The organism is Nocardia nova, from assembly GCF_002933465.1.
GTDB classification, from domain to species: Bacteria; Actinomycetota; Actinomycetes; order Mycobacteriales; family Mycobacteriaceae; genus Nocardia; species Nocardia nova_B.
This window is the reverse complement of record NZ_PSZE01000025.1, coordinates 43,677-63,047: the sequence shown is the minus strand read 5'-3', so window position 1 is coordinate 63,047 and position 19,371 is coordinate 43,677. Positions and strand designations below refer to the sequence as shown.

General features: G+C 68.5%; 17 protein-coding genes and 1 riboswitch. Of the genes, 6 read left to right on the top strand and 11 right to left on the bottom strand.

The window, feature by feature from the left end:
• Positions 1-115 precede the first annotated feature (115 nt).
• Positions 116-1,333 (bottom strand): NADP-dependent isocitrate dehydrogenase, encoded by a 1,218-nt coding sequence (locus C5E41_RS25000; RefSeq protein WP_063029381.1) that lies wholly within the window; start codon positions 1,331-1,333, stop codon positions 116-118.
• A 314-nt stretch (positions 1,334-1,647) separates the two neighbouring features.
• Positions 1,648-1,759, top strand: a riboswitch (SAM riboswitch).
• Positions 1,760-1,772: 13 nt separating this feature from the next.
• On the opposite strand from C5E41_RS25000, the gene C5E41_RS24995 reads away from it, so the two are divergent.
• Both C5E41_RS24995 and metX read left to right on the top strand, forming a co-directional pair.
• Positions 1,773-2,057 (top strand): hypothetical protein, encoded by a 285-nt coding sequence (locus tag C5E41_RS24995; RefSeq protein ID WP_146097673.1) that lies wholly within the window; start codon positions 1,773-1,775, stop codon positions 2,055-2,057.
• The gene (gene metX / locus C5E41_RS24990; protein ID WP_181063406.1) at positions 2,054-3,220 is read left to right on the top strand and encodes a homoserine O-acetyltransferase MetX; all 1,167 of its coding nucleotides are present in this window, start codon (positions 2,054-2,056) and stop codon (positions 3,218-3,220) included. Before C5E41_RS24995 ends, metX begins: the two co-directional genes overlap by 4 nt.
• 2 nt (positions 3,221-3,222) lie before the next feature.
• On the opposite strand, the gene C5E41_RS24985 is transcribed toward metX, so the two are convergent.
• Entirely contained in the window at positions 3,223-3,468 is a 246-nt protein-coding gene (locus C5E41_RS24985; RefSeq protein ID WP_104378224.1) for a DUF3017 domain-containing protein, read from the bottom strand.
• A gap of 197 nt (positions 3,469-3,665) precedes the next feature.
• Between C5E41_RS24985 and C5E41_RS24980 the strand changes: the two genes are divergently transcribed.
• Positions 3,666-4,130 carry a tRNA (cytidine(34)-2'-O)-methyltransferase gene (locus tag C5E41_RS24980; protein ID WP_104378223.1) on the top strand — a complete coding sequence of 155 codons (465 nt, stop codon included), beginning with the start codon at positions 3,666-3,668 and terminating at the stop codon, positions 4,128-4,130.
• Positions 4,131-4,164: 34 nt separating this feature from the next.
• On the opposite strand, the gene C5E41_RS24975 is transcribed toward C5E41_RS24980, so the two are convergent.
• A complete protein-coding gene (locus tag C5E41_RS24975; protein ID WP_104378181.1) occupies positions 4,165-4,395 on the bottom strand; it encodes a DUF167 domain-containing protein in 231 nt (76 codons plus the stop codon).
• 49 nt (positions 4,396-4,444) lie between these two features.
• Positions 4,445-7,786 carry an error-prone DNA polymerase gene (locus C5E41_RS24970; RefSeq protein ID WP_104378222.1) on the bottom strand — a complete coding sequence of 1,114 codons (3,342 nt, stop codon included), beginning with the start codon at positions 7,784-7,786 and terminating at the stop codon, positions 4,445-4,447.
• A 412-nt stretch (positions 7,787-8,198) separates the two neighbouring features.
• On the opposite strand from C5E41_RS24970, the gene C5E41_RS24965 reads away from it, so the two are divergent.
• Positions 8,199-9,548: an MFS transporter gene (locus C5E41_RS24965; RefSeq protein ID WP_104378180.1), complete on the top strand. Its 1,350-nt coding sequence runs from the start codon at positions 8,199-8,201 to the stop codon at positions 9,546-9,548.
• 85 nt (positions 9,549-9,633) lie between these two features.
• Positions 9,634-10,614: an SDR family NAD(P)-dependent oxidoreductase gene (locus C5E41_RS24960; protein ID WP_104378179.1), complete on the top strand. Its 981-nt coding sequence runs from the start codon at positions 9,634-9,636 to the stop codon at positions 10,612-10,614.
• A 109-nt stretch (positions 10,615-10,723) separates the two neighbouring features.
• Here the strand turns inward: C5E41_RS24960 and C5E41_RS24955 are convergent, their stop codons facing one another.
• The 4 genes from C5E41_RS24955 to C5E41_RS24940 all read right to left on the bottom strand — a co-directional run bounded on the left by C5E41_RS24955 (position 10,724) and on the right by C5E41_RS24940 (position 14,880).
• A complete protein-coding gene (locus C5E41_RS24955; protein WP_104378221.1) occupies positions 10,724-11,620 on the bottom strand; it encodes a sucrase ferredoxin in 897 nt (298 codons plus the stop codon).
• A gap of 65 nt (positions 11,621-11,685) precedes the next feature.
• Positions 11,686-12,510, bottom strand: a complete 825-nt coding sequence (locus tag C5E41_RS24950; protein WP_104378178.1) for an alpha/beta fold hydrolase — start codon at positions 12,508-12,510, stop codon at positions 11,686-11,688.
• 34 nt (positions 12,511-12,544) lie between these two features.
• A complete protein-coding gene (locus C5E41_RS24945) occupies positions 12,545-14,149 on the bottom strand; it encodes a DNA polymerase Y family protein (protein WP_104378220.1) in 1,605 nt (534 codons plus the stop codon).
• Positions 14,149-14,880 (bottom strand): hypothetical protein, encoded by a 732-nt coding sequence (locus tag C5E41_RS24940; RefSeq protein WP_104378219.1) that lies wholly within the window; start codon positions 14,878-14,880, stop codon positions 14,149-14,151. Before C5E41_RS24940 ends, C5E41_RS24945 begins: the two co-directional genes overlap by 1 nt.
• Positions 14,881-15,282: 402 nt before the next feature.
• Between C5E41_RS24940 and C5E41_RS24935 the strand changes: the two genes are divergently transcribed.
• The gene (locus C5E41_RS24935; protein ID WP_104378177.1) at positions 15,283-16,428 is read left to right on the top strand and encodes a serine/threonine-protein kinase; all 1,146 of its coding nucleotides are present in this window, start codon (positions 15,283-15,285) and stop codon (positions 16,426-16,428) included.
• Positions 16,429-16,435: 7 nt separating this feature from the next.
• Here C5E41_RS24935 and C5E41_RS24930 read toward each other — a convergent pair whose 3' ends face one another.
• From C5E41_RS24930 to C5E41_RS24920, 3 genes are all read right to left on the bottom strand, one after another.
• On the bottom strand, positions 16,436-17,098 hold the full coding sequence (locus tag C5E41_RS24930) for a response regulator (RefSeq protein ID WP_036498325.1): 663 nt from the start codon (positions 17,096-17,098) through the stop codon (positions 16,436-16,438).
• 166 nt (positions 17,099-17,264) lie between these two features.
• The gene (locus tag C5E41_RS24925) at positions 17,265-18,764 is read right to left on the bottom strand and encodes an ATP-binding protein (RefSeq protein ID WP_104378176.1); all 1,500 of its coding nucleotides are present in this window, start codon (positions 18,762-18,764) and stop codon (positions 17,265-17,267) included.
• Between the two features lie 99 nt (positions 18,765-18,863).
• Entirely contained in the window at positions 18,864-19,223 is a 360-nt protein-coding gene (locus C5E41_RS24920) for a DUF6223 family protein (protein WP_104378175.1), read from the bottom strand.
• Positions 19,224-19,371 lie beyond the last annotated feature (148 nt).

Here is a 19,371-nt window from a genome sequence, read left to right as displayed (position 1 = left end):
GACACGTGATCGGGTGCGGAAGACAATTCGGGCACCCGCGGCCACCGGAGTCGGTGGGGGCGGGTGCCCGGATATATCCAGTCGACCGCGCCGGATACCGGCCGGTCGCGAGCGCTCAGCTCAGTTCGCGCGCCAGGTTGGCGTCGAGCACACCCAGGAATTCCTCGGTGGTCAGGTAACCCTGGTTGCCGCCGACCAGCAGCGCCAGATCCTTGGTCATCTGACCGCTCTCGACGGTCTTGATCACGACGTCCTCGAGGGTCTGCGCGAAGCCGATGACCTCGGGGGTGTTGTCCAGCTTGCCGCGATGCGCCAGACCCCGCGTCCACGCGAAGATCGAGGCGATCGGGTTCGTGGAGGTGGGCTTGCCCTGCTGGTGCTGCCGGAAGTGGCGGGTCACCGTGCCGTGCGCGGCCTCGGCCTCACAGGTGCGGCCGTCCGGGGTGAGCAGCACCGAGGTCATCAGGCCCAGCGAGCCGAAGCCCTGCGCCACGGTGTCGGACTGGACGTCGCCGTCGTAGTTCTTGCAGGCCCAGACGTAGCCGCCTTCCCACTTGAGCGCGGAGGCGACCATATCGTCGATCAGCCGGTGCTCGTAGGTCAGTCCGGCGGCGTCGAACTCTTCCTTGAACTCGGTCTCGAAGATCTCCTGGAAGGTGTCCTTGAACATGCCGTCGTAGGCCTTCAGGATGGTGTTCTTCGTCGACATGTAGACCGGGTAGTTCTGCTGCAGGCCGTAGTTCAGCGACGCCCGCGCGAAGTCCTCGATCGACTTCTTGAAGTTGTACATACCCATGACGACGCCGCCGTCCTCGGGCATCTTCACCACTTCGTGGACGATCGGCTCGGAGCCGTCCTCCGGGGTGAACTGGATCGTGACGGTGCCGGCCTGGTGCACCTTGAAGTCGGTGGCGCGGTACTGGTCACCGAACGCGTGACGACCGATGATGATCGGCTTGGTCCAGCCGGGAACCAGACGCGGAACATTGGAGATGATGATCGGCGCGCGGAAAATGGTGCCGCCGAGGATGTTACGAATCGTGCCGTTCGGCGAACGCCACATCTTCTTGAGACCGAATTCCTCGACGCGGGCCTCATCGGGGGTGATGGTGGCGCATTTGACGCCGACGCCGTGTTTCTTGATGGCGTTGGCCGCGTCGACGGTGACCTGGTCATCGGTTTTGTCCCGAGTTTCGATGCCGAGGTCGTAATACTCGAGGTTCACATCGAGGTACGGATGGATCAGCTTGTCCTTGATGAACTGCCAGATGATCCGGGTCATCTCGTCGCCGTCCAGTTCGACGACAGTCCCTTCAACCTTGATCTTGGACATGGATCTTCGTGTCCTCCTAAGGAAGGTGTGCTCCCATTGCACGGCCAGGCGAGCACGCTTGTGAGCGGACCCCAGCTGTTCAACAGACAACGTATACGCCCCGCGTTGTCCACGAGACGCCTGGTGCTAAACAAGACAAGCGTACTGGTGCGCTGGGTCTCACTGACAGGCGCGGTCCCATTGAGAGCTACTCACGTCACGCCGGCCCGATGGCCAGCCGGCAGGGAAACGGACATAACGCCGCGAATGTCCGCCTCGAATCGAGCGAGCCCAACCCTCGCCTCCGTCATGACCGATTGTTACCATCCACGGCAGGTCATGAGTGCCAGCGCCAAGCCCCGGCTCGCTGGCCGGCAACCCTCCAGTCGCGGTGGGGTGCTCCGGGTGATTGACCGGGCTCTCGAAAGCCGAGGGCAAGCGCGACTGTCAGGAGCAACAAGTGAGTGAGTCCACCGTGCCCACCGTCGACAAGTGTGTGGAGGCGACGGAGCGGCGCAGGCGTATCGCTACCATCGGGGATGTGTGTGCCCCAACCCTCCGTACCGCCTCGACCACGCGTGCGCTCTCGCCGTGCGCCGACCCGGCGGCCTCCGGCGCCGTGTTCCGGCAGGTCCGCGGGCCGATGCGGACCATGGGACTCGACGGCCTGGGAGTAGACGGCCTGGGACTCGACGGCCTGGGAGTAGACGGCCTGGCCCAGCTCGACGTGGTGACGGCACGGTGACCGTGAGTATCGAATCGAGCACGTCACGCCCGGGCGCAACGACACTGCTACCGCCGCCGGACGGCACGGTGGGCGTCATCGGCATCGGCGATGTCCGGCTCGAGAACGGGGCGGTCGTCCCCGGTGTCGAACTGGCCGTGCAGCGCTGGGGCGAACTGGCCCCCGGCCTGGACAACATAGTGCTGGTCGAGCACGCGCTGACCGGTGATTCACACGTCTGCGGACAGCCCGACGAACTGCACGCCCTGCCGGGCTGGTGGGACGGACTGGTCGGACCGGGCGCCGCACTGGATACCGATCACTGGTGCGTGATCGCGACCAACGTTCTGGGCGGTTGCCAGGGCAGCACCGGTCCCTCGTCCCTCGCGCCGGACGGAAAGCCTTGGGGCGCACGCTTTCCGGAGATTTCGATTCGTGACCAGGTGAGCGCCGAAGTGGTGCTGCTGGACCTGCTCGGCATCTCCCGCATCGCCGCGGTGGTCGGCGGTTCGATGGGTGGCATGCGAGTGCTGGAATGGATGGTCGGCTATCCCGATCGCGTCGACGCGGCCCTGGTGCTGGCGGTCGGCGCCCGCGCCACCGCGGATCAGATCGGCACCCAGACCACCCAGATCGCCGCGATCACCTCGGATCCGGACTGGCAGGACGGCAATTATCACGGCACCGGCCGCCGCCCGCAGGCCGGGCTGGGCATCGCACGCCGGATCGCGCATCTGACCTACCGCACCGAATTCGAACTCGACCATCGGTTCGCCAACACCGCTCAGGGTGACGAAAATCCCTGGGACGGTGGCCGTTACGCGGTGCAGAGTTATCTGGAGCATCAGGCCGACAAGCTGGTCGCGCGGTTCGACGCGGCGACCTACGTGCTGTTGACCGAGGCCATGAACCGGCACGACGTCGGCCGCGGCCGCGGCGGTATCGAGGCCGCGCTGGCCGCCACCCCGGTGCCGTGTGTGGTCGGCGGCGTGGACTCGGACCGGTTGTATCCGTTGCGGACCCAGCAGGAACTGGCCGATCTGCTCCCCGGTTGCAAGGGCCTGGAAGTCGTGCATTCGCGCGACGGCCACGACGGTTTCCTCACCGAGATCGAGGCGATCGGCAAATTGCTGGAGCAGACGATGGAGTTGGCGCGCGCCACGCAGGACGCCCGCGCGTCCTGAGTTCAGCCGACGCCGAGGCTGCTGATGGTGGCCGCCAGCACGATGATCGCGCCGCCCAGCACGGTGTAGGCGCCGATGTCGAACGGGCGGCTACGCACCGCCAGCAGCCCCACCCGGGCCGTCGGCAGGCACATCCGGAACACCGCCGCCAGCAGCGTCGCCCCGCCGATGAAGAACGCACCACGCCGCCACCGGTCCTGGGCCACGAAGACCACCGCGACCAGCAGTACCACCACGACCAGCAGCATCGGCAGATAAACCTGGAAGAAGCGGCTCGCCGGGCTGGAATGCTGCGGGTGGGTGGTCGGCACGTCGGTCACGGCTGCGATTCTCGCATGTCGGCACTGCCGGCGGATCGGTGGCGGGTGCCGGCGCTTCCCCCGCCGGCGCCCGGTCCGGCATGGTCCGCGGCCGGTCCCGCACCGGCGGACGGTACCGTCTCGGTGTGCTCAAGCTGGTGTTCTTCGAACCGCGTATCCCCCCGAATACGGGCAATGCGATCCGTTTGGCGGCCGGCACGGGATGCGAACTGCATCTGATCGAGCCGCTCGGATTCGATCTGTCGGAGCCGAAGCTGCGCCGCGCCGGACTGGACTACCACGATCTCGCGGTGGTCACCGTGCACGAAAACCTCTCCACCGCATGGAAATCCCTGCGTCCCGAGCGCGTCTTCGCCTTCACCACGCACGCCACCACGTACAACACCGATATCTCCTACCGGGCCGGAGACGTCCTGCTGTTCGGTCCGGAACCGACCGGGTTGCCGGCCGACGTACTGGCCGACCCCCACATCACCGGCCAGCTGCGCATCCCCATGCTGCCCGGCCGCCGGTCGATGAACCTGTCCAACGCCGCGGCGGTCGCGGTGTACGAGGCGTGGCGGCAGCTGGGATTCCCGGGGGCCGTGTAGACGCCCCCGAGGCCCACCGGCCGAACGGCACGCCTCAGATGTCGATCGCGAAGCGTTTGAAGCGGGAGGTGGCGCCCGCGGTGAGGTGGACGGCCGACTTGGGTACGCCGTAGTGCAGGGCGAGAAGTTCGATCGCGGCCTTGTTGGCCTTGCCTTCTACCGCGGGGGCGCGCACGTACAGCTGCAGGGTGCCGTCGTCGAGGGTTTCGACGAGAGGGCCCTTGCGGCTGTTGGGTTTGATGGTCGCGCGGACCACGGTCGCCACGTGCTACTCCTCGAGGTTCGGTCGGTGGGACGAGCGTAGCCGCGACCGTTCAGCGGAAATCGCGCGACTTCGAGTCCATGCGCAGGTCCATGCGCTGCAGATGTTCCGCCACCACACTCACCACGCCCTCGGCGTTCTGCACCCGCCCCCGGATCAGCAGCGCGGGAGCGCCCTGGGCGATGCGCCGATAACGGCGCCACAGCCCCACCGAACACACCACGTTCACCATGCCGGTCTCGTCCTCCAGATTGATGAAGGTGACCCCGGACGCGGTGGCCGGTCGCTGCCGGTGCGTCACCGCACCGCCGATCAGCACCTTCGACCCGTCGGGCACGGCGAGCAGCCGATCGGCGGCGACCACGCCGAGTTCGTCCAGCCGTGGGCGCAGGAATTCGGTGGGATAACGACCGGGCGACACACCGGTCGCCCACACATCGGCGGCCGCCATTTCCAGTTCGCTCATCCCGGGCAGCGCCGGTGCGTCGGTGACCGCCCCGGTCCCCGGCAGCCGATCCGCCCGCTCCCCCGCCGCCGCACCGGCCGCCCACAGCGCCTGCCGGCGGTCGAGCCCGCGTCCGGATGCGGACTCGATGCTGCCGAGCGCACCCGCGGTGGCCAGGGCCTCGGCCTGCGGCACCGTCAACTCGACCCGCCCGGTCAGATCCAGAAACGATCGATAGGGACCGCAAGACCGTGCGGCGACGATCTTTTCGGCCAATTCGTCACCGATGTGCCGGACCGCGGACAAGCCCAGCCGCACCTGGGTTCCGCGCTGCTCGAGCGTCGCTCCGGCCAGGCTGTGATTGATATCCGGCCCGTGCACCACCACCCCGTGCCGGCGGGCGTCGGCCACCAGCGACTGCGGAGAGTAGAAACCCATCGGCTGCGCGTTCAGCAGCCCCGCGCAGAATGCCGCGGGATGATGCAGTTTGAACCAGGCCGAATAGAACACCAGCGCGGCGAAACTCTGCGAATGACTTTCCGGGAAACCGAAATTCGCGAAGGCGTAGATCTTCTCGTAGATGCGATCGGCCAACTCTCCGGTGATTCCGTGCAGATCGCGCATGCCCTGATAGAAGCGGCCGCGCAGCCGCTCCATGCGCTGCGGTGACCGTTTCGATCCCATCGCGCGGCGCAACTGGTCCGCCTCTGCGGCTGTGAAACCCGCGATATCGATCGCCATCTGCATGAGTTGTTCCTGGAACAGCGGAATTCCGAGGGTGCGGGCCAGCGAACTCTCGAGCGCCGGATGGTCGAGCGTCACCTCCTCACGGCCGTTGCGCCGGCGGATATAGGGATGCACGGAACCGCCCTGAATGGGACCGGGCCGGATCAGCGCGACCTCCACGACGAGATCGTAGAAGGCACGCGGGCGCAGCCGCGGCAGTGTCGCCATCTGGGCGCGCGACTCGACCTGGAACACTCCCACCGAATCCGCGCGCGCCAGCATCTCGTAGACGGCGGATTCGGTGAGATCGAGGGCGTGCAATTCGACGATCTCACCTTTGTGCTCGCGCACCAGATCGATCATGTAGTGCAGGGCCGAGAGCATGCCCAGACCGAGCAGATCGAATTTCACCAGACCCGCTGCGGCACAATCGTCCTTGTCCCACTGCAGCACACTGCGGCCCGGCATGCGCGCCCACTCCACCGGGCAGACGTCGGCGATCGGCCGATCGCAGATCACCATGCCGCCGGAGTGAATACCGAGATGTCGCGGCAGGCCCTCGATCTCGCCCGCCAGTTCCAGGACCCGGTCCGGAATATCGGTATGTGTTTCGGATGCCACCCCGGTCCATCGGCTCACCTGCTTGCTGAACGCGTCCTGCTGTCCGGGCGAGAACCCCAGCGCGCGAGCGGCATCGCGCACCGCGGACTTGCCGCGATAGGTGATCACATTGGCCACCTGAGCGGCGTATTCGCGACCGTACTTGCGGTAGACGTGCTGGATCGCCTCCTCCCGGCGATCGGATTCGATATCGAGATCGATATCGGGCGGGCCGTCGCGTTCGGGCGCCAGGAAACGTTCGAACAGCAGATCGTTGGCGACCGGATCCACATTGGTGATGCCGATCGCGTAGCAGACCGCGGAATTGGCCGCCGACCCCCTGCCCTGGCACAGAATGTCGTTCTGCTTGCAGAAGTGGACGATATCGTGTACGACAAGGAAGTAGCCGGGGAAATTCAGTTCGGTGATGATCCGTAGTTCGTGTTCGATCTGCCGGTACGCCTCGAGATTTCCCTCCGGCGGGCCGTAACGATCCCGCGCTCCGGCGAGGGTGAGTTCACGCAGCCAGGAATTCTCGTCGTGGCCGGGCGGCACGTCGAACGGCGGTAATTCGGGGGCGATCAAGCGCAGATCGAAGGCGCATGCGCGAGCCAGATCGACCGCCCCGGCCACCGCCTGCGGGTATTCGGCGAAGAGCCGGGCCATTTCCGCACCCGACCGCAGATGCGCGCCACCGGTGGGTGGCAGCCAGCCGTCGATGTCGTCCAGACTGCACCGCGCCCGGATCGCCGCCAGCGCCATCGCCCGGCGCCCCTGGGCCGGGGTGGCGAAATGCGCTGCGGTCGTGGCGATCACCGGCACGCCCAACCGGGTGGCGAGGGCGGTCAACCGGGCATTGCGTTCGTCGTCGTCGGGCACTCCGTGGTGAGTGAGTTCGACGCTCACCCGGTCGCGGCCGAACAGATCCATCAGCCGGCGCAGCGCCGCCTCCGCTTCGGCGTCACCCCGCTCCAGCGCCCGGCGCACATGGCCTTTGCGGCAGCCGGTGAGAATATGCCAGTGCCCGTCCGCGGCGGCGGCGAGCCGATCCAGGTCGTAGCGCAGGATTCCCTTCTCACCGGCCACCATATGTGCCGCCGACATTTCCCGCGACAGCCGCCGATATCCCTCCTGCCCGCGCGCCAGCACCAGCAGATGTGGTCCGGACGGGTCCGGTTCCCCCGTGCGCGGTTGCGAATCGTCCATCGGAGCGGAGCCGAATATCGTTGCCGCCTCGCGGGTTTCACCCAGCGACAATTCGGCGCCGAACACCGTCGGCAGCCCCCATTCCACGGCGGCCTCGGCGAACCGCACCACACCGTAGAAGCCGTTGTGATCGGTGATCGCCAGCGCCTCGAGCCCCAGCCGCACCGCCTCCTCCACCAACTCCTCGGGTTGGCAGGCGCCGTCGAGAAAGCTGTAGGCCGAATGCGTATGCAATTCCGCATACGGCACCAGCGGACCGCTCGGCTCCGGCCGCGCCCCCGCCCGGTATTCGCCGCGCGTATGCGACCACGCCGGGCTGTCCCCGCCGTCACCCGGCGGGGTGGCCCCGCGCCCGGGCAGACCGGAGAGCACCCGCTCCATTTCCGCCCAGGTGGGCGGGCCGTTTCCCCAGCCCATATCCGCACGCACCTTCGTCTGTTCGAACGTATATTCGATACTGATGCTAACTCGCGGGCACAGCGTTCGGGAAGGTGGCCCCGCCGCGATCAGCGGGTCCGGACGAATATCCCGCCGACCACCGCGGGCGAGGAGCAGTACGAGGACGGCGATCACCAGCGACGTCCGCAGGTCGTCGAGGAAGTCACCGGCCACCAGCGTGCCGAATACCGCGACCCCGACCGCGCCGGCGGCAGCTCCGCCCTGGGCATCCACCGTCGCCGGCTGACCAGGCGAAAGACCCTCGACCGCGGACCGGAACGGACCGCCGCGATACTCGCCGCTGGAATCTCGCTGATTCGAATCCTTTTCGCGGAGATCGGCTCGCCCTACTGTCACGGGGCGAATCGACGGCGGGAAGGAAAGGGACCCCATGTCTGTACTGGAGTCCGCGCCGGCGAGTACGCGCGCCGCAGGGCAGCATGAGGTTCATTCGGAGCATCTCGGCTTTGCCGAAACCCGGACCGCGGTGGCGGCGAGCCTGATCGGCACCACGGTGGAGTGGTACGACTTCTTCCTCTATTCCACCGCCGCGGGCATCGTGTTCAACAAACTGTTCTTCCCGGATACGAGCGCGTTCGTCGGAACCATGTTGTCGTTCGCGACATTCGCGGTCGGTTTCGTGATGCGCCCGATCGGCGGATTGGTTTTCGGCCATATCGGCGACCGCATCGGGCGGAAACGAACTCTCGCACTGACCATGGCGATCATGGGCGGATCGACCGCGCTGATGGGCGTGTTGCCGACCAGCGCCGCAATCGGCATCGCGGCGCCGATTCTGTTGCTGGCGTTGCGAATTCTGCAGGGTTTCGCACTCGGCGGGGAATGGGCCGGTGCGGTACTGCTGGCCGTGGAACACAGTCCCCTCACGAAGGTCGGCCGGTTCGGCAGCTATCCGCAGATCGGCTTGGCGCTCGGCCTCGCGCTCGGCACCGGTGTCTTCGCCCTGCTGCGTTCGGTCCTGACCGAACAGGCATTTCTCGACTACGGCTGGCGAATCGCCTTCGGCGCCAGTGTGGTTCTCGTGGTTATCGGCCTGGTGGTGCGGCTGAAGATCGACGAGACGCCGGCCTTCCGGGAAATCGACCGGCTCAATCGAATCTCGAAAGTGCCTGTGGTCGAACTGTTCCGGAACGCGCGCACCCGGCGCAACACCGTACTCGGCCTGCTCTCGCGGTGGGGCGAGGGCGCGGCGTTCAACACCTGGGGCGTCTTCGCGATCAGTTTCGCGACCGGGCATCTCGGTTTCGAACAGGTCCCGGTACTGCTCGCGGTCACCATAGCCGCGGTCGTGATGGCCGCACTCATTCCGGTATCCGGGAATCTGACCGACACATTCGGTCCGCGCCGGGTCTATATCGCCGGTATCGCCGCGTACGGCGTGCTGGTGTATCCGGTATTCGCACTGTTCGAGGCCGGCAATATCGTCGTCTTCACGATCGCGATCACCGCGGTGTTCGGTGTCGCGCACGCCCTGTTCTACGGTGCGCAGGGCACGTTGTACGCGGGGCTGTACCCGCCCGAGGTGCGCTACACCGGACTCTCGTTCGTTTATCAGGTCTCGGGGATCTACGCCTCGGGCATCACCCCCATGATCGTCACCGCGCTGATCGCGGCGGGCGGCACAACCCCGTGGCTCGCATGCGGTTATCTGGTGGCGACCGCGGTGATCAGCGTCGTCGCGACCCTGTTCATCAGTGAGGACGACCGGCTCACCGCCTGAGCCCCCGCCGATGCACACCGGCCCCTTGGCAGCCGAACTTACTTTGGAGTAAGTTCGAGGGAAATCGACCTGCAAGGGAGCAGCGATGTCGGATATCCACGCGGCCGAACACGGCTATCTGGCCCGTCGGCGGGCACGCCGGGATCTCGCCGGGAAACATGTCGTCATCACGGGCGCCTCCTCCGGGATCGGGCGGGCGGCGGCGACTGCGATCGCCGCCAAGGGCGCCGTGGTGCTGCTGCTCGCGCGGCGCGGCGCGGAACTGAACGCCGTGGTCGAGGAGATCACCGCCGCGGGCGGGCGGGCCTACGCCTACCAGTGCGACGTCACCGATTCCGATTCGGTGGACCGGACCGTGCAAGCGATTCTCGACACCCACGGCCACGTCGACATGCTGGTCAACAATGCCGGCCGCTCCATCCGGCGCGCCGTGCACCGATCCACCGACCGGCTGCACGATTTCGAACGGACCATGGCGGTCAACTACTTCGGTGCGGTGCGGATGACGCTGGCACTGCTGCCCCAGATGCGGGAGCGCAAATCCGGCCACATCGTGAACATCTCGAGTGCGGGTGTTCAGATCGCCACACCGCGGTTCGCCGCCTATCTCGCCAGCAAGGCCGCCCTGGACAAGTTCGCGGAGGTCACGGCGGCCGAGATGCTCTCCGACAACATCACTTTCACGACCATTCACATGCCGCTGGTGCGGACGCCGATGATCGCGCCCAGCGGTAAGCAGGGGCCCTCGGAATCTCCCGAATGGGCGGCGGCCACCATCGTGCGTGCGCTGAGCGAGCGGCCGCGGCGTATCGATGTGCCGGTGGGCACCCTGGCCGAATACGGGACGCTGTTCGCGCCGGGGATCAAGGATCGGGTCATGCACCGGTACTACCGGGCGCTGCCGGACTCCCCCGCCGCGAAGGGCGAGTTGCCGGTCGAGGACGAGCCGGAGTCGGAAGCGCCCGCGCTGCGGGCGAAACCACAGCGCATGCCGTCGGCGGCGGGACGGGTCACGCGCACGACGTTGCGCCGCGCCGCCCGGCTGGTTCCCGGCACCTACTGGTGAACGCGGCGGCGGCGGTCGCGCTCTCGCATACCGGAATCCGGTGTCCGGCTCCGCTGCTCCTCGGCACCCTGCCGGTCACCGGCACGTAGCCGGGTGCGACGGCGAAATATCAAGCGCGCTGGCGGATTTCGTCGGCAACGATCGCCGATGCTGATTTCGGGGCGGCACCGCAGCCGGCCTGGCGGGGCGGATAGCCGACGGTCCGCGTGGTGACCAGCCACCGGCGGCCATCGGCGTGGACCACTTCCGCGGCGCCGGCAAAGGTCGCCGGATCCGAGGCGGGGATTTCCGGCTCGACAGCCGTCACCGTCAGTTGGTCGAGGGCGGCCGGCACCCGTTCCCGCACCGCGATCTCCGCCACCTGCTCGACCGGCGAAAGGCCGCTTCGTCCGCGAAACCCCGTCAGCGACAGGTGGTTACGCCGCACCTGCGCCACCGCTCGGACCGCGTCCTCGCCCTCGACCCGGCCGTAGGTCAACCCCTCGGGCAGGATCACCATCGCGGGCGCGAACCGGTGCCCGCCGGTATGCGAACACTCCCAGACCTGATCCGGATATTCGGCCGCCAGCCGGGCCGCGATCGGACGGCCGAGCCTGGCACAACACTGATCGCGCTTACCGTGGGCGCACACCAGGGTCACCGGATCGGTGACGCGTTCACCGATTCCCGGCGCGGGACCGTTCAGCACGTGCAGGTCGATATCGAGAAGTTGCTTCGGATCGGTGACGGTCAGACGCTCACACCACGATCCGTGCGGCCGGGAGGCGGCGAGCAGAACCGTTCGCACACCGGTGAATTCGCCGCGTCCAGGACGCCGGATGAGGGTGGGACGGACGCGGGCGGCCTTGGTGCGGGCGGCCAGTTCGGCGGTGAGCTCGGCACCGAGGACCGCGTCGCCGATCACATCGCGGCCCCAGGCGCCGGGGTGTTCGATGCACAGCCAGCCGCTCACCCGGGTCGCGCTGCCCGGCAGGGGAATATCGGCCGCCGCCACCGCACACGGCAGCCCGTCGAAATTGCTCGCGGGCGCCTGCGACCTCGGTGGTGCGGAACGGGAATCGGCCCCCACGTTCAGTGCTCCAGGAACGGCAGCACCACCGAAGCGAACTCCCGATACCGGTCGCGATGGATGCTGTGCCCGCAGGTGAAGACCTCGACCCGGCAGTCCGGCACGCTGGTGCGGAAGATCTCCAACTTCTCCGGATCGACCATGCCGCCGGGACCGCCGCGCAACATCACCGTGGCCGCGGTGATATCCGCCAGCCGCTCCCACCATTCCGGATGCGGTTTGCGGAACTGCTCGAGCGCCGGAGTGGTCATCGACCGGTCGAAGGCCAGAACCGCACGCGGGTGACGCAGCAGACTGGTGGTGGCATGCCACAGTTCCGGCACGGACGGCAGCCGCCGAGTGAGGGTGAGTTGTTCGTCACCGGAGCGCAGCGGCAGCGGCTGTTCCTCGAGGACCAGCCGCCGGACCAGCGCCGGGCGTTCGATGGCCACCCACGAGCAGGCGTATCCGCCGAGCGAATGCCCGACCAGATCGACGGTGGTCAGTTCCAGACGATCGCACAGGCGCAGCAGATCCGCGCCGAAATCCTCGAACCGGTAGGAGGCGGTGTGCTCGCTGCGGCCGTGTCCGCGCAGATCGGGAATGATCACCCGGCGTCCGGATCGGATCAGCGCGGTGGCGAAGCGATCCCAGGTGTGGCCGTCGCCACCCATCCCGTGCACCAGCACCACCGGGACCTCCGAGAGCGGATGCGGCGTCGCCGCGCTGCCCGAATCCCGATAGGCGATCTGCACCCCCGCCAGGGGCACCCGGATGACGTTCGACTCCACGATCAGCCAGGGTACGTCGCCGCGGGCGCCGTCGCCGCAGCCTGTGGGGTGTTCCATAGCCCGCGCCCTGGGGCACCGGCGGCGCCGGCCACTATTCGTAGAGTCCCTCCACGTGCCAGATGTGGTCGTAGCCGAGCAACAGGAGGGCACGCTCCTCGGTGTCGAGCAGGATCTGCGCGCGGACGGCGCCTCCGGAATCGCCGGTGGCCCACCAGCGTTCGTCCAGCAGCCAGGGGCCGGCCCAGCCCGCGACCCGCCACGACTTGCTACCCCAGTGCAATTCGGCCGGTTCGGCGGTGAACATGCCGCGGTCGGTGAGCCAGATCGGGCTGCCGTCGCCGGACTCCAGCCGAACCTCGGGATGGTTGACCAGCACCACCGCGGGGGCCGGTTGCGGCAGCCGGCCCGGCCACGGCAGGCTGGGATCGGCGGCGGGAACCAATTCCTCACCGAAGGTGATCAAGGTGACGCGCTCGACGGGACCGCGGCCGCCGCTGAGGACACCGATCCGCACCGCCTCACCGCCCAGCAGACCCTGCACCCGAGTCAAGGCACGACGAGCGCGTTGATCCTCCTCGCCGACCCCACCCCAGAGTCCGAGCTGCAGCGCACCGGCCGCCACCACCTCGACCGGTTCCAGGCGCAGCAGCGTGATCGGAGCGGACGGTGGCGGTTCGGAATCGCCCGCCCGTCCGCGTTTTCCGTGGATCAGGGCGCGATGGGTCAGCCAGCCGTCCAGCTGCCAGCGCACCCGGTCCGCGGTGGTTTCCGGGGTGAGCGGCTGCGCGCAGCGCCAGATTCTCGACAGCTGCTCCCCGCCCGCGGTTTCGGCGTGGACCGCCAGCCGGGTGCACGCCACCGAGGCCGCCGCCAGGCGCTCGTGTAACCGGATGGCGAGCATGCGGCCGGCGAAGGCGGCGGCATCGACCCGCTCGATCGGCGGATCGCACCGGTACTCCACCACCAGATCCGGGGCGGCCGGGGCCGCCGAGGGCGGACGCTCCGGTTCGGCGCGGGCACACCGGTGCGCCCGGATCGCGTCGGCGCCGAAACGGGAGGTGACCTCGGCGGGGGTGAGGGCCGCGAAATCGCCGATGCGGCGTAAACCCAAGCGGTGCAACAGATCCACCAGTTCGGCACGTTCCGGCGGAGCCAGGCTCGGCTCGACGGCCAACTCGCCTACCGGCAGCGGCGCGAGGAAATTCGCGGCGGCGCCGGGCGCGACGATCTGCGCCCGGCGCGCGGCTATCACCGCGGCCGACAGTTCGTCGGCGATGCCGATCCGGCATTCCACACCGAGTGCGGCGACCGCGTCGACCAGGCGTTCGGCGGCCTCCTCCTCGGAACCGAAGTAGCGAGCGGCGCCGCGGGCGGCGAGTACCAGCAGGCCGGGACGCAAGACCTCTACTCCCGGCACCGTCGCGTCCACGGCCGTCGCAACCGGTTCGAACAGACGCGCGTCGCGGTCCGGATCCGCCTGCGCCACATGAAGATCCGGGCATCGCGCCTGCGCCTCGCGCCTGGTCAGACCGCGCCGCACCCCCGCGTCGCGAGCCACCGCCGAACAGGCCACCACCCGATTCGCGTGCAGCACCACCACCGGCCGCAGCGGTGAGAGGTCGGCCACGGCGGCCGCCGCCGCGGCGGGCCAGTCCGGGCACCACACCGCCAGGACACGAAACCCGGGGCGCTTCATCACGCCCCCACTGCCGACAGCGCAGTAGGCGGCGAATCCGATTCCGGTACAAGCCATTCGACCCGGCCGTCGCGCGGGCACAGGTCGAGCGTGCCGGTGCGCTCCGGTGCGGACCGGCCGCGCACGCAGACGTTCAAGCGCACCGATCGCAACCGGCCGCGGCCACGCCCCAGGCCCGAATAGCCCGCGACCCGGGTGTCGATTCGCAGCGTCGGACCGCTCCAGGCGCCACCGGTCACCACGAGCGTGGCCCCTTTGCTGCGGGCGCGGGCGGCGAGAATTCGAGTTCGGCTGGGTGGCACCGACATACCGGCCAGGCCGACCACCACCAGATCCAGACCATCCAGCAACACTGCGGCGACCTCCACCGGATCCGGGCCGGGTTCGGTCACCACGGCCAGCCGGCCCAGATCGGCACCCATCTCCGCGGCGGCGAGCAGTCCGAGCCGAGGCAAGCCGACGGCCGCGGCGTAGCCCCCGCCGCCGGTCACCGCGGCCAGCAGGCCGGTCAACAGCGAACCCGCGCCCGAGTAGGCCACCACCGCCCCCTTCGGCATCCCACCCTCGGGCAGGAGCCCGGCCAGCGCGGGCGGTATGGGAAGAAGCTCTCTGCGCAGTTCAGCGCTTGTCGGCGGGCGCTCCACGACCTCGACCCCACGGGCCGGAACCGCGGCCATCCGCCGCCGCAGCTCCGCCAGCTGCACGGCCCGCGCATCCCCAGCCGAACCCATCTCGCCGACCACCTATCTCTCACCGAATGGACTCCACCGCACCCGATGCACCGCACCGCCACATCGACTACATTCCGCTCCTCCTCTGCCTCGCCCACCGGCGGAGACCGCATCCCTCGACAACGTCAGAAGCTCCGTCGAGTGGATCAGCACCGATTCAGCTATCGATCATAATCGAATATACGTTCGATCCGGTGACAGTAGAACCTTCCGACCGGTCTCCGTCAAGCCGCACCGGCCCACGTGTCACATCAGCCCCAGTGCGACTGTTCCGTCACCGGTCGCGGCTGTTGTCCACACCACCCCTCGGGGGCAGCCGACGGGCCGCCCGCCGGGCTGTGACCGCCGCCAACCCTGGTCCGAAGCAGGCCGGTCGCCCTGGTTTTCAGCTATTCTCGCGCCGTGACCGAACGCGCCCGCCCCATCGTCGGCCCCGACTATCTCGTCGCCGGCCGTTACCGCCTGCAGTCCAAACTCGGAGGCGGCGGTATGGGTGCGGTATGGCTCGCCACCGATCGGCTGCTCAACCGCGAGGTCGCCATCAAACAGGTGCTCACCACCGCCGGACTCAGCGAGGCCGAGGCGACCGAGGTACGCAATCGGATCGTGCACGAGGGCCGGGTCGCGGCCAAGCTCTCACACGAGCACGCGATCGCCGTCTACGACGTGGTGCTCGAGGCGGGCGAACCGTGGCTGGTGATGGAATATCTGCCCTCGCGCAGCATCGCCAAGGCGCTCGCGCTGGCCGACACCCTCTCCCCCATCGAGGTCGCGCAGATCGGCGCGCAGGTGGCCGATGCGCTGGCCGCCGCCCATGCCGCCGGAATCGTGCATCGCGATATCAAACCGGGCAACATCCTCGTCGCCGATCGGGGCTCCGAGGTGGGGATGGCCAAACTCAGCGACTTCGGTATCTCCAGTGCCGGTGAGGCTTTCGACGAACCGGAGGACGTAATCACCGGCACCCCGTCCTATCTGCCGCCGGAGGTGGCGCGCGGTGCTCAGCCGGGCCCGGCCAGCGACGTATTCTCCCTCGGCGCAACGCTCTACACCGCGATCGAAGGACATCCGCCGTACGGATTCGACGACGACAACGACGTCATCGTCACGCGCGCGGCGATGGCACAGATCATTCCGCCCACTCGCAGCGGGCCGCTCACCCAGGTGCTGCTGCACATGATGGAACCGGCGCCGCAGCGTCGCCCCACCATGGCCGAAGCCCGCGAGGAAATCCTCACCGCCGCATTCGGTCCCGGCACCGGGCCTTATATTCTCGGCGCTCCGATCCGCACCGAGGACGGCACCATTCCGGCCTGGGCGGCCCGCAATTCGGCCGCCGGACTGCGCAGTCCGCATTCCGCCCCGCTGCCCCGCCCGCCGCGGGTCGCCGCGGCCGGTGCCGTTGCGCAGCAACCGAAATTGGGGAAATCGAAGCTCGTCGACATCGACTTCACGAAGTTCGGACCCAATGCGGCGCCGCTCGCGATCGCGGCGGGCCTGCTGATCGGACTGCTCATCCTGATCGCGATCCTCGTCGCCGCGATGTAGGCGCGACTCAGTCGATGCGGCGGCGGTGCGCCCAGCGAGTCAGCGCATTGCGGTTGGACTGCTGGGTTTTTCGCAACACGTTGGAGGCGTGGGTTTCCACGGTCTTCACCGAGATGAACAGGGTTTCGGCGATTTCGCGATAGGTGTAGCCGCGCGCCAGCAGGCGCAGCACCTCCAGTTCGCGCGGGGTCAGCGAATCCAGTTCCGGGTCCAGCGGGGGTTCGGGAGCCGGTGAGCGTCCGGTGAACGAGTCCAGCACGAAACCGGCCAGCCGCGGACTGAACACCGCGTCGCCACCCGCGACGCGCCGAATGCCTTCGGCCAGTTCGGAACCGGAGATGGTCTTGGTGACGTAGCCGCGCGCGCCCGCGCGAATCACCGCGATCACATCCTCGGCGGCGTCGGAGACGCTCAGCGCCAGGCATACCGGGCCGTTCCCCGATGCCGAACCGTTCGGACGATCGTCGATGCCCTGCAGGACCGCGACACCTCCGCCGTCGGGCATGTGCACATCCAGCAACACCACATCGGGCCGCGCGGCGTCGATTCCGGCCACGGCCTCGGCCACGGTGCCCGCCTCGCCGACGACATCCATATCGGCTTCGCGGCTCAACTCCGCCCGCACCCCGGACCGGAACACGGCGTGGTCGTCGACCAGAAAAACCCGGATCGTCACAGTTCTCCTCACCTCGAGCCGACCCGCTGCCGGGCACGGCAGCGCCGAACTCCTCATCGGTACCACATCGGTGGTCGGGGTGCTCGAAACCGGCATCGAGGGGGCGGAGCCGGTACCGCTGCCGGGGTGCATGCCTCCCCATCTCCGCACGCTCCGTCCGCTACCGCGACCTGCCCGGGGCGGGGCCGGTATCCGCGGTTTCCCCTCGCGGCTCGGTCGTCTCGGCGCTGCGCGAATCACCGGCGCGGCTCGCGTCGGCGGTCTCGCCCGCCGTGCCGGAACGGTGCGCCTCCGAACGCGCGGACTCGGCATCCCCGCACTCGGCACGGTCGGCGCGGGCGGCGGCGGATTCTTCCTGCCCCTCGGAATCCTTGCGAGGCATGATGATTCGCACCTCGGTGCCGCGGCCGGGTGCGGTCTGAACCTCGACGGTGCCGCCGCGGCGTTCGATCCGGGCGTGAACGGATTTCGCCAGGCCCTGCCGGTCAGCCGGCACCGCGGCCGGATCGAAACCGGTGCCGCGATCGCGCACGAAGATACTGACCTGATGCGGTTCCACCTCGGCGAAGACGTCGATGGTCGGCACACCGGCATGTTTGGCGGCGTTGACCAGCGCCTCCCGGGTGGCGCCGAGCAGGGCCGTGAAATGTTCCTTCGGCAGGCCGTATCCGGTATCGCCGACATCCATCGAGACGTCGCCGACGGTCACCGGAGTCACCTGCACTCCGTGCTGGTCCTCCACCTCACCGGCGATCGTGCGCAGCGCGGCGGCCAGACTCGACTGCGCGGGCATGGAATCCTCGAACAGCCATTTCCGCAGTTCTCGCTCCTGGCTGCGGGCCAGCCGGGCGACCTCCTGCGGGTCGTCGGCCTGCCGCTGGATCAGCGCCAGCGTCTGCAGGACCGAATCGTGCAGATGTGAGGCGATCTCCTCACGTTCCTCGTTGCGGATGCGGGCCGCTCGTTCGGCATTGAGGGCGCGCATCATGCGCAACCACAGCGGCACCGTCAGCAGGCCGACGCCGATCAAGGTGACCGCGACCGCGATGAGCGCCGAACCCAGGGAACTCAGATCGATGCGGGCCAGCACCACCACACCCAGCCCGACCACGATCAGCGTCGCCCCGGCCAGGATGCGCGTCCAGGTGAGCACGGTCGGCCGGGCGGGCAGGCCGAGGATGGAACGCGGTCCCTCGGCATCGAATTCGCGCCACACCAGCGCCGCACCGACGGCGACCACGATGATCGGCGCGACCACCCGCGCCGCGGTCCCGTTGAACAGCCACGCCATCGATACCGACAGCGCCAGTCCGAGCAGCACCAGCCCGACCGCCTGCCGCCGCTCGGAAGCCGTGGGCGGTGGCCCGTCCGCACCGGAGGACGTGAAGATCCACAGCAGCCCGTAGGCCACGATCCCCGCCCCCATCAAGGCCGACAGCAAGACGAACGCCATCCGCACCTTGAAGACGTCGACCCCCAGGTGGTCGGCGATACCGCCCGCGACCCCGCCGACGACCCGGCCACCGGATCGCCGCAGCAACCGCGGCTGTTCGAACACCGGATCGGCGCCCCGGCCGTCCGGCCCGAGACCGTCCACACCGGCACGAGGTTCGAACCCCACGCGACCGTCGAACCCCGAACGCGCGTCGAATGCGGGCATGGAGGGGTACACGCCTTCGATACTGGCACGTCACTCCGACAACCGACCATCGGGAAATACCCGGATTCCCGATCTCGGTGTGACTGCCGCCCACAGTTGTCACTCGACGCGGACGCGCATCAGACCGAAGCCGCCGAGAACCACCCCGCACAGGCCGAGGACCACCGCGAAGATCGCACCGGCCAAGCCGTTGCCGGTGCCGAGGCCGCCGGCGGCGTTGGCGCCGTGAATTCCGCCGACGATCGCGCCGGCGAGTCCCAGGAGCACCGCGGTCACGGCCCGCGCGCGGCCGGCACCGCCGCGGCGGGATCGGACCGCCAGGCCACCGGCGATCACACTGATCAACCCCACGACCGCCGCGGTGCTGGGAACTGTTCGCCCGACACCGAGTTCATAACCGGCGGCGACAACGGATATGGGGGCGGTCCCGGGCACGGTGAACACCTCGAGCACAGACATCGCGGATCCTTCCGGTCTGACGACGGGTCGCACGGCCCGGCGTCGGTTGTGGACACAGACGATCCTCGCGCGCGGAAATCGCCGATGCGTCCGTCCGCGAGCGGCAGTGACCACGCCGTACGGCCACAACGACCACGCCGTACGGCGT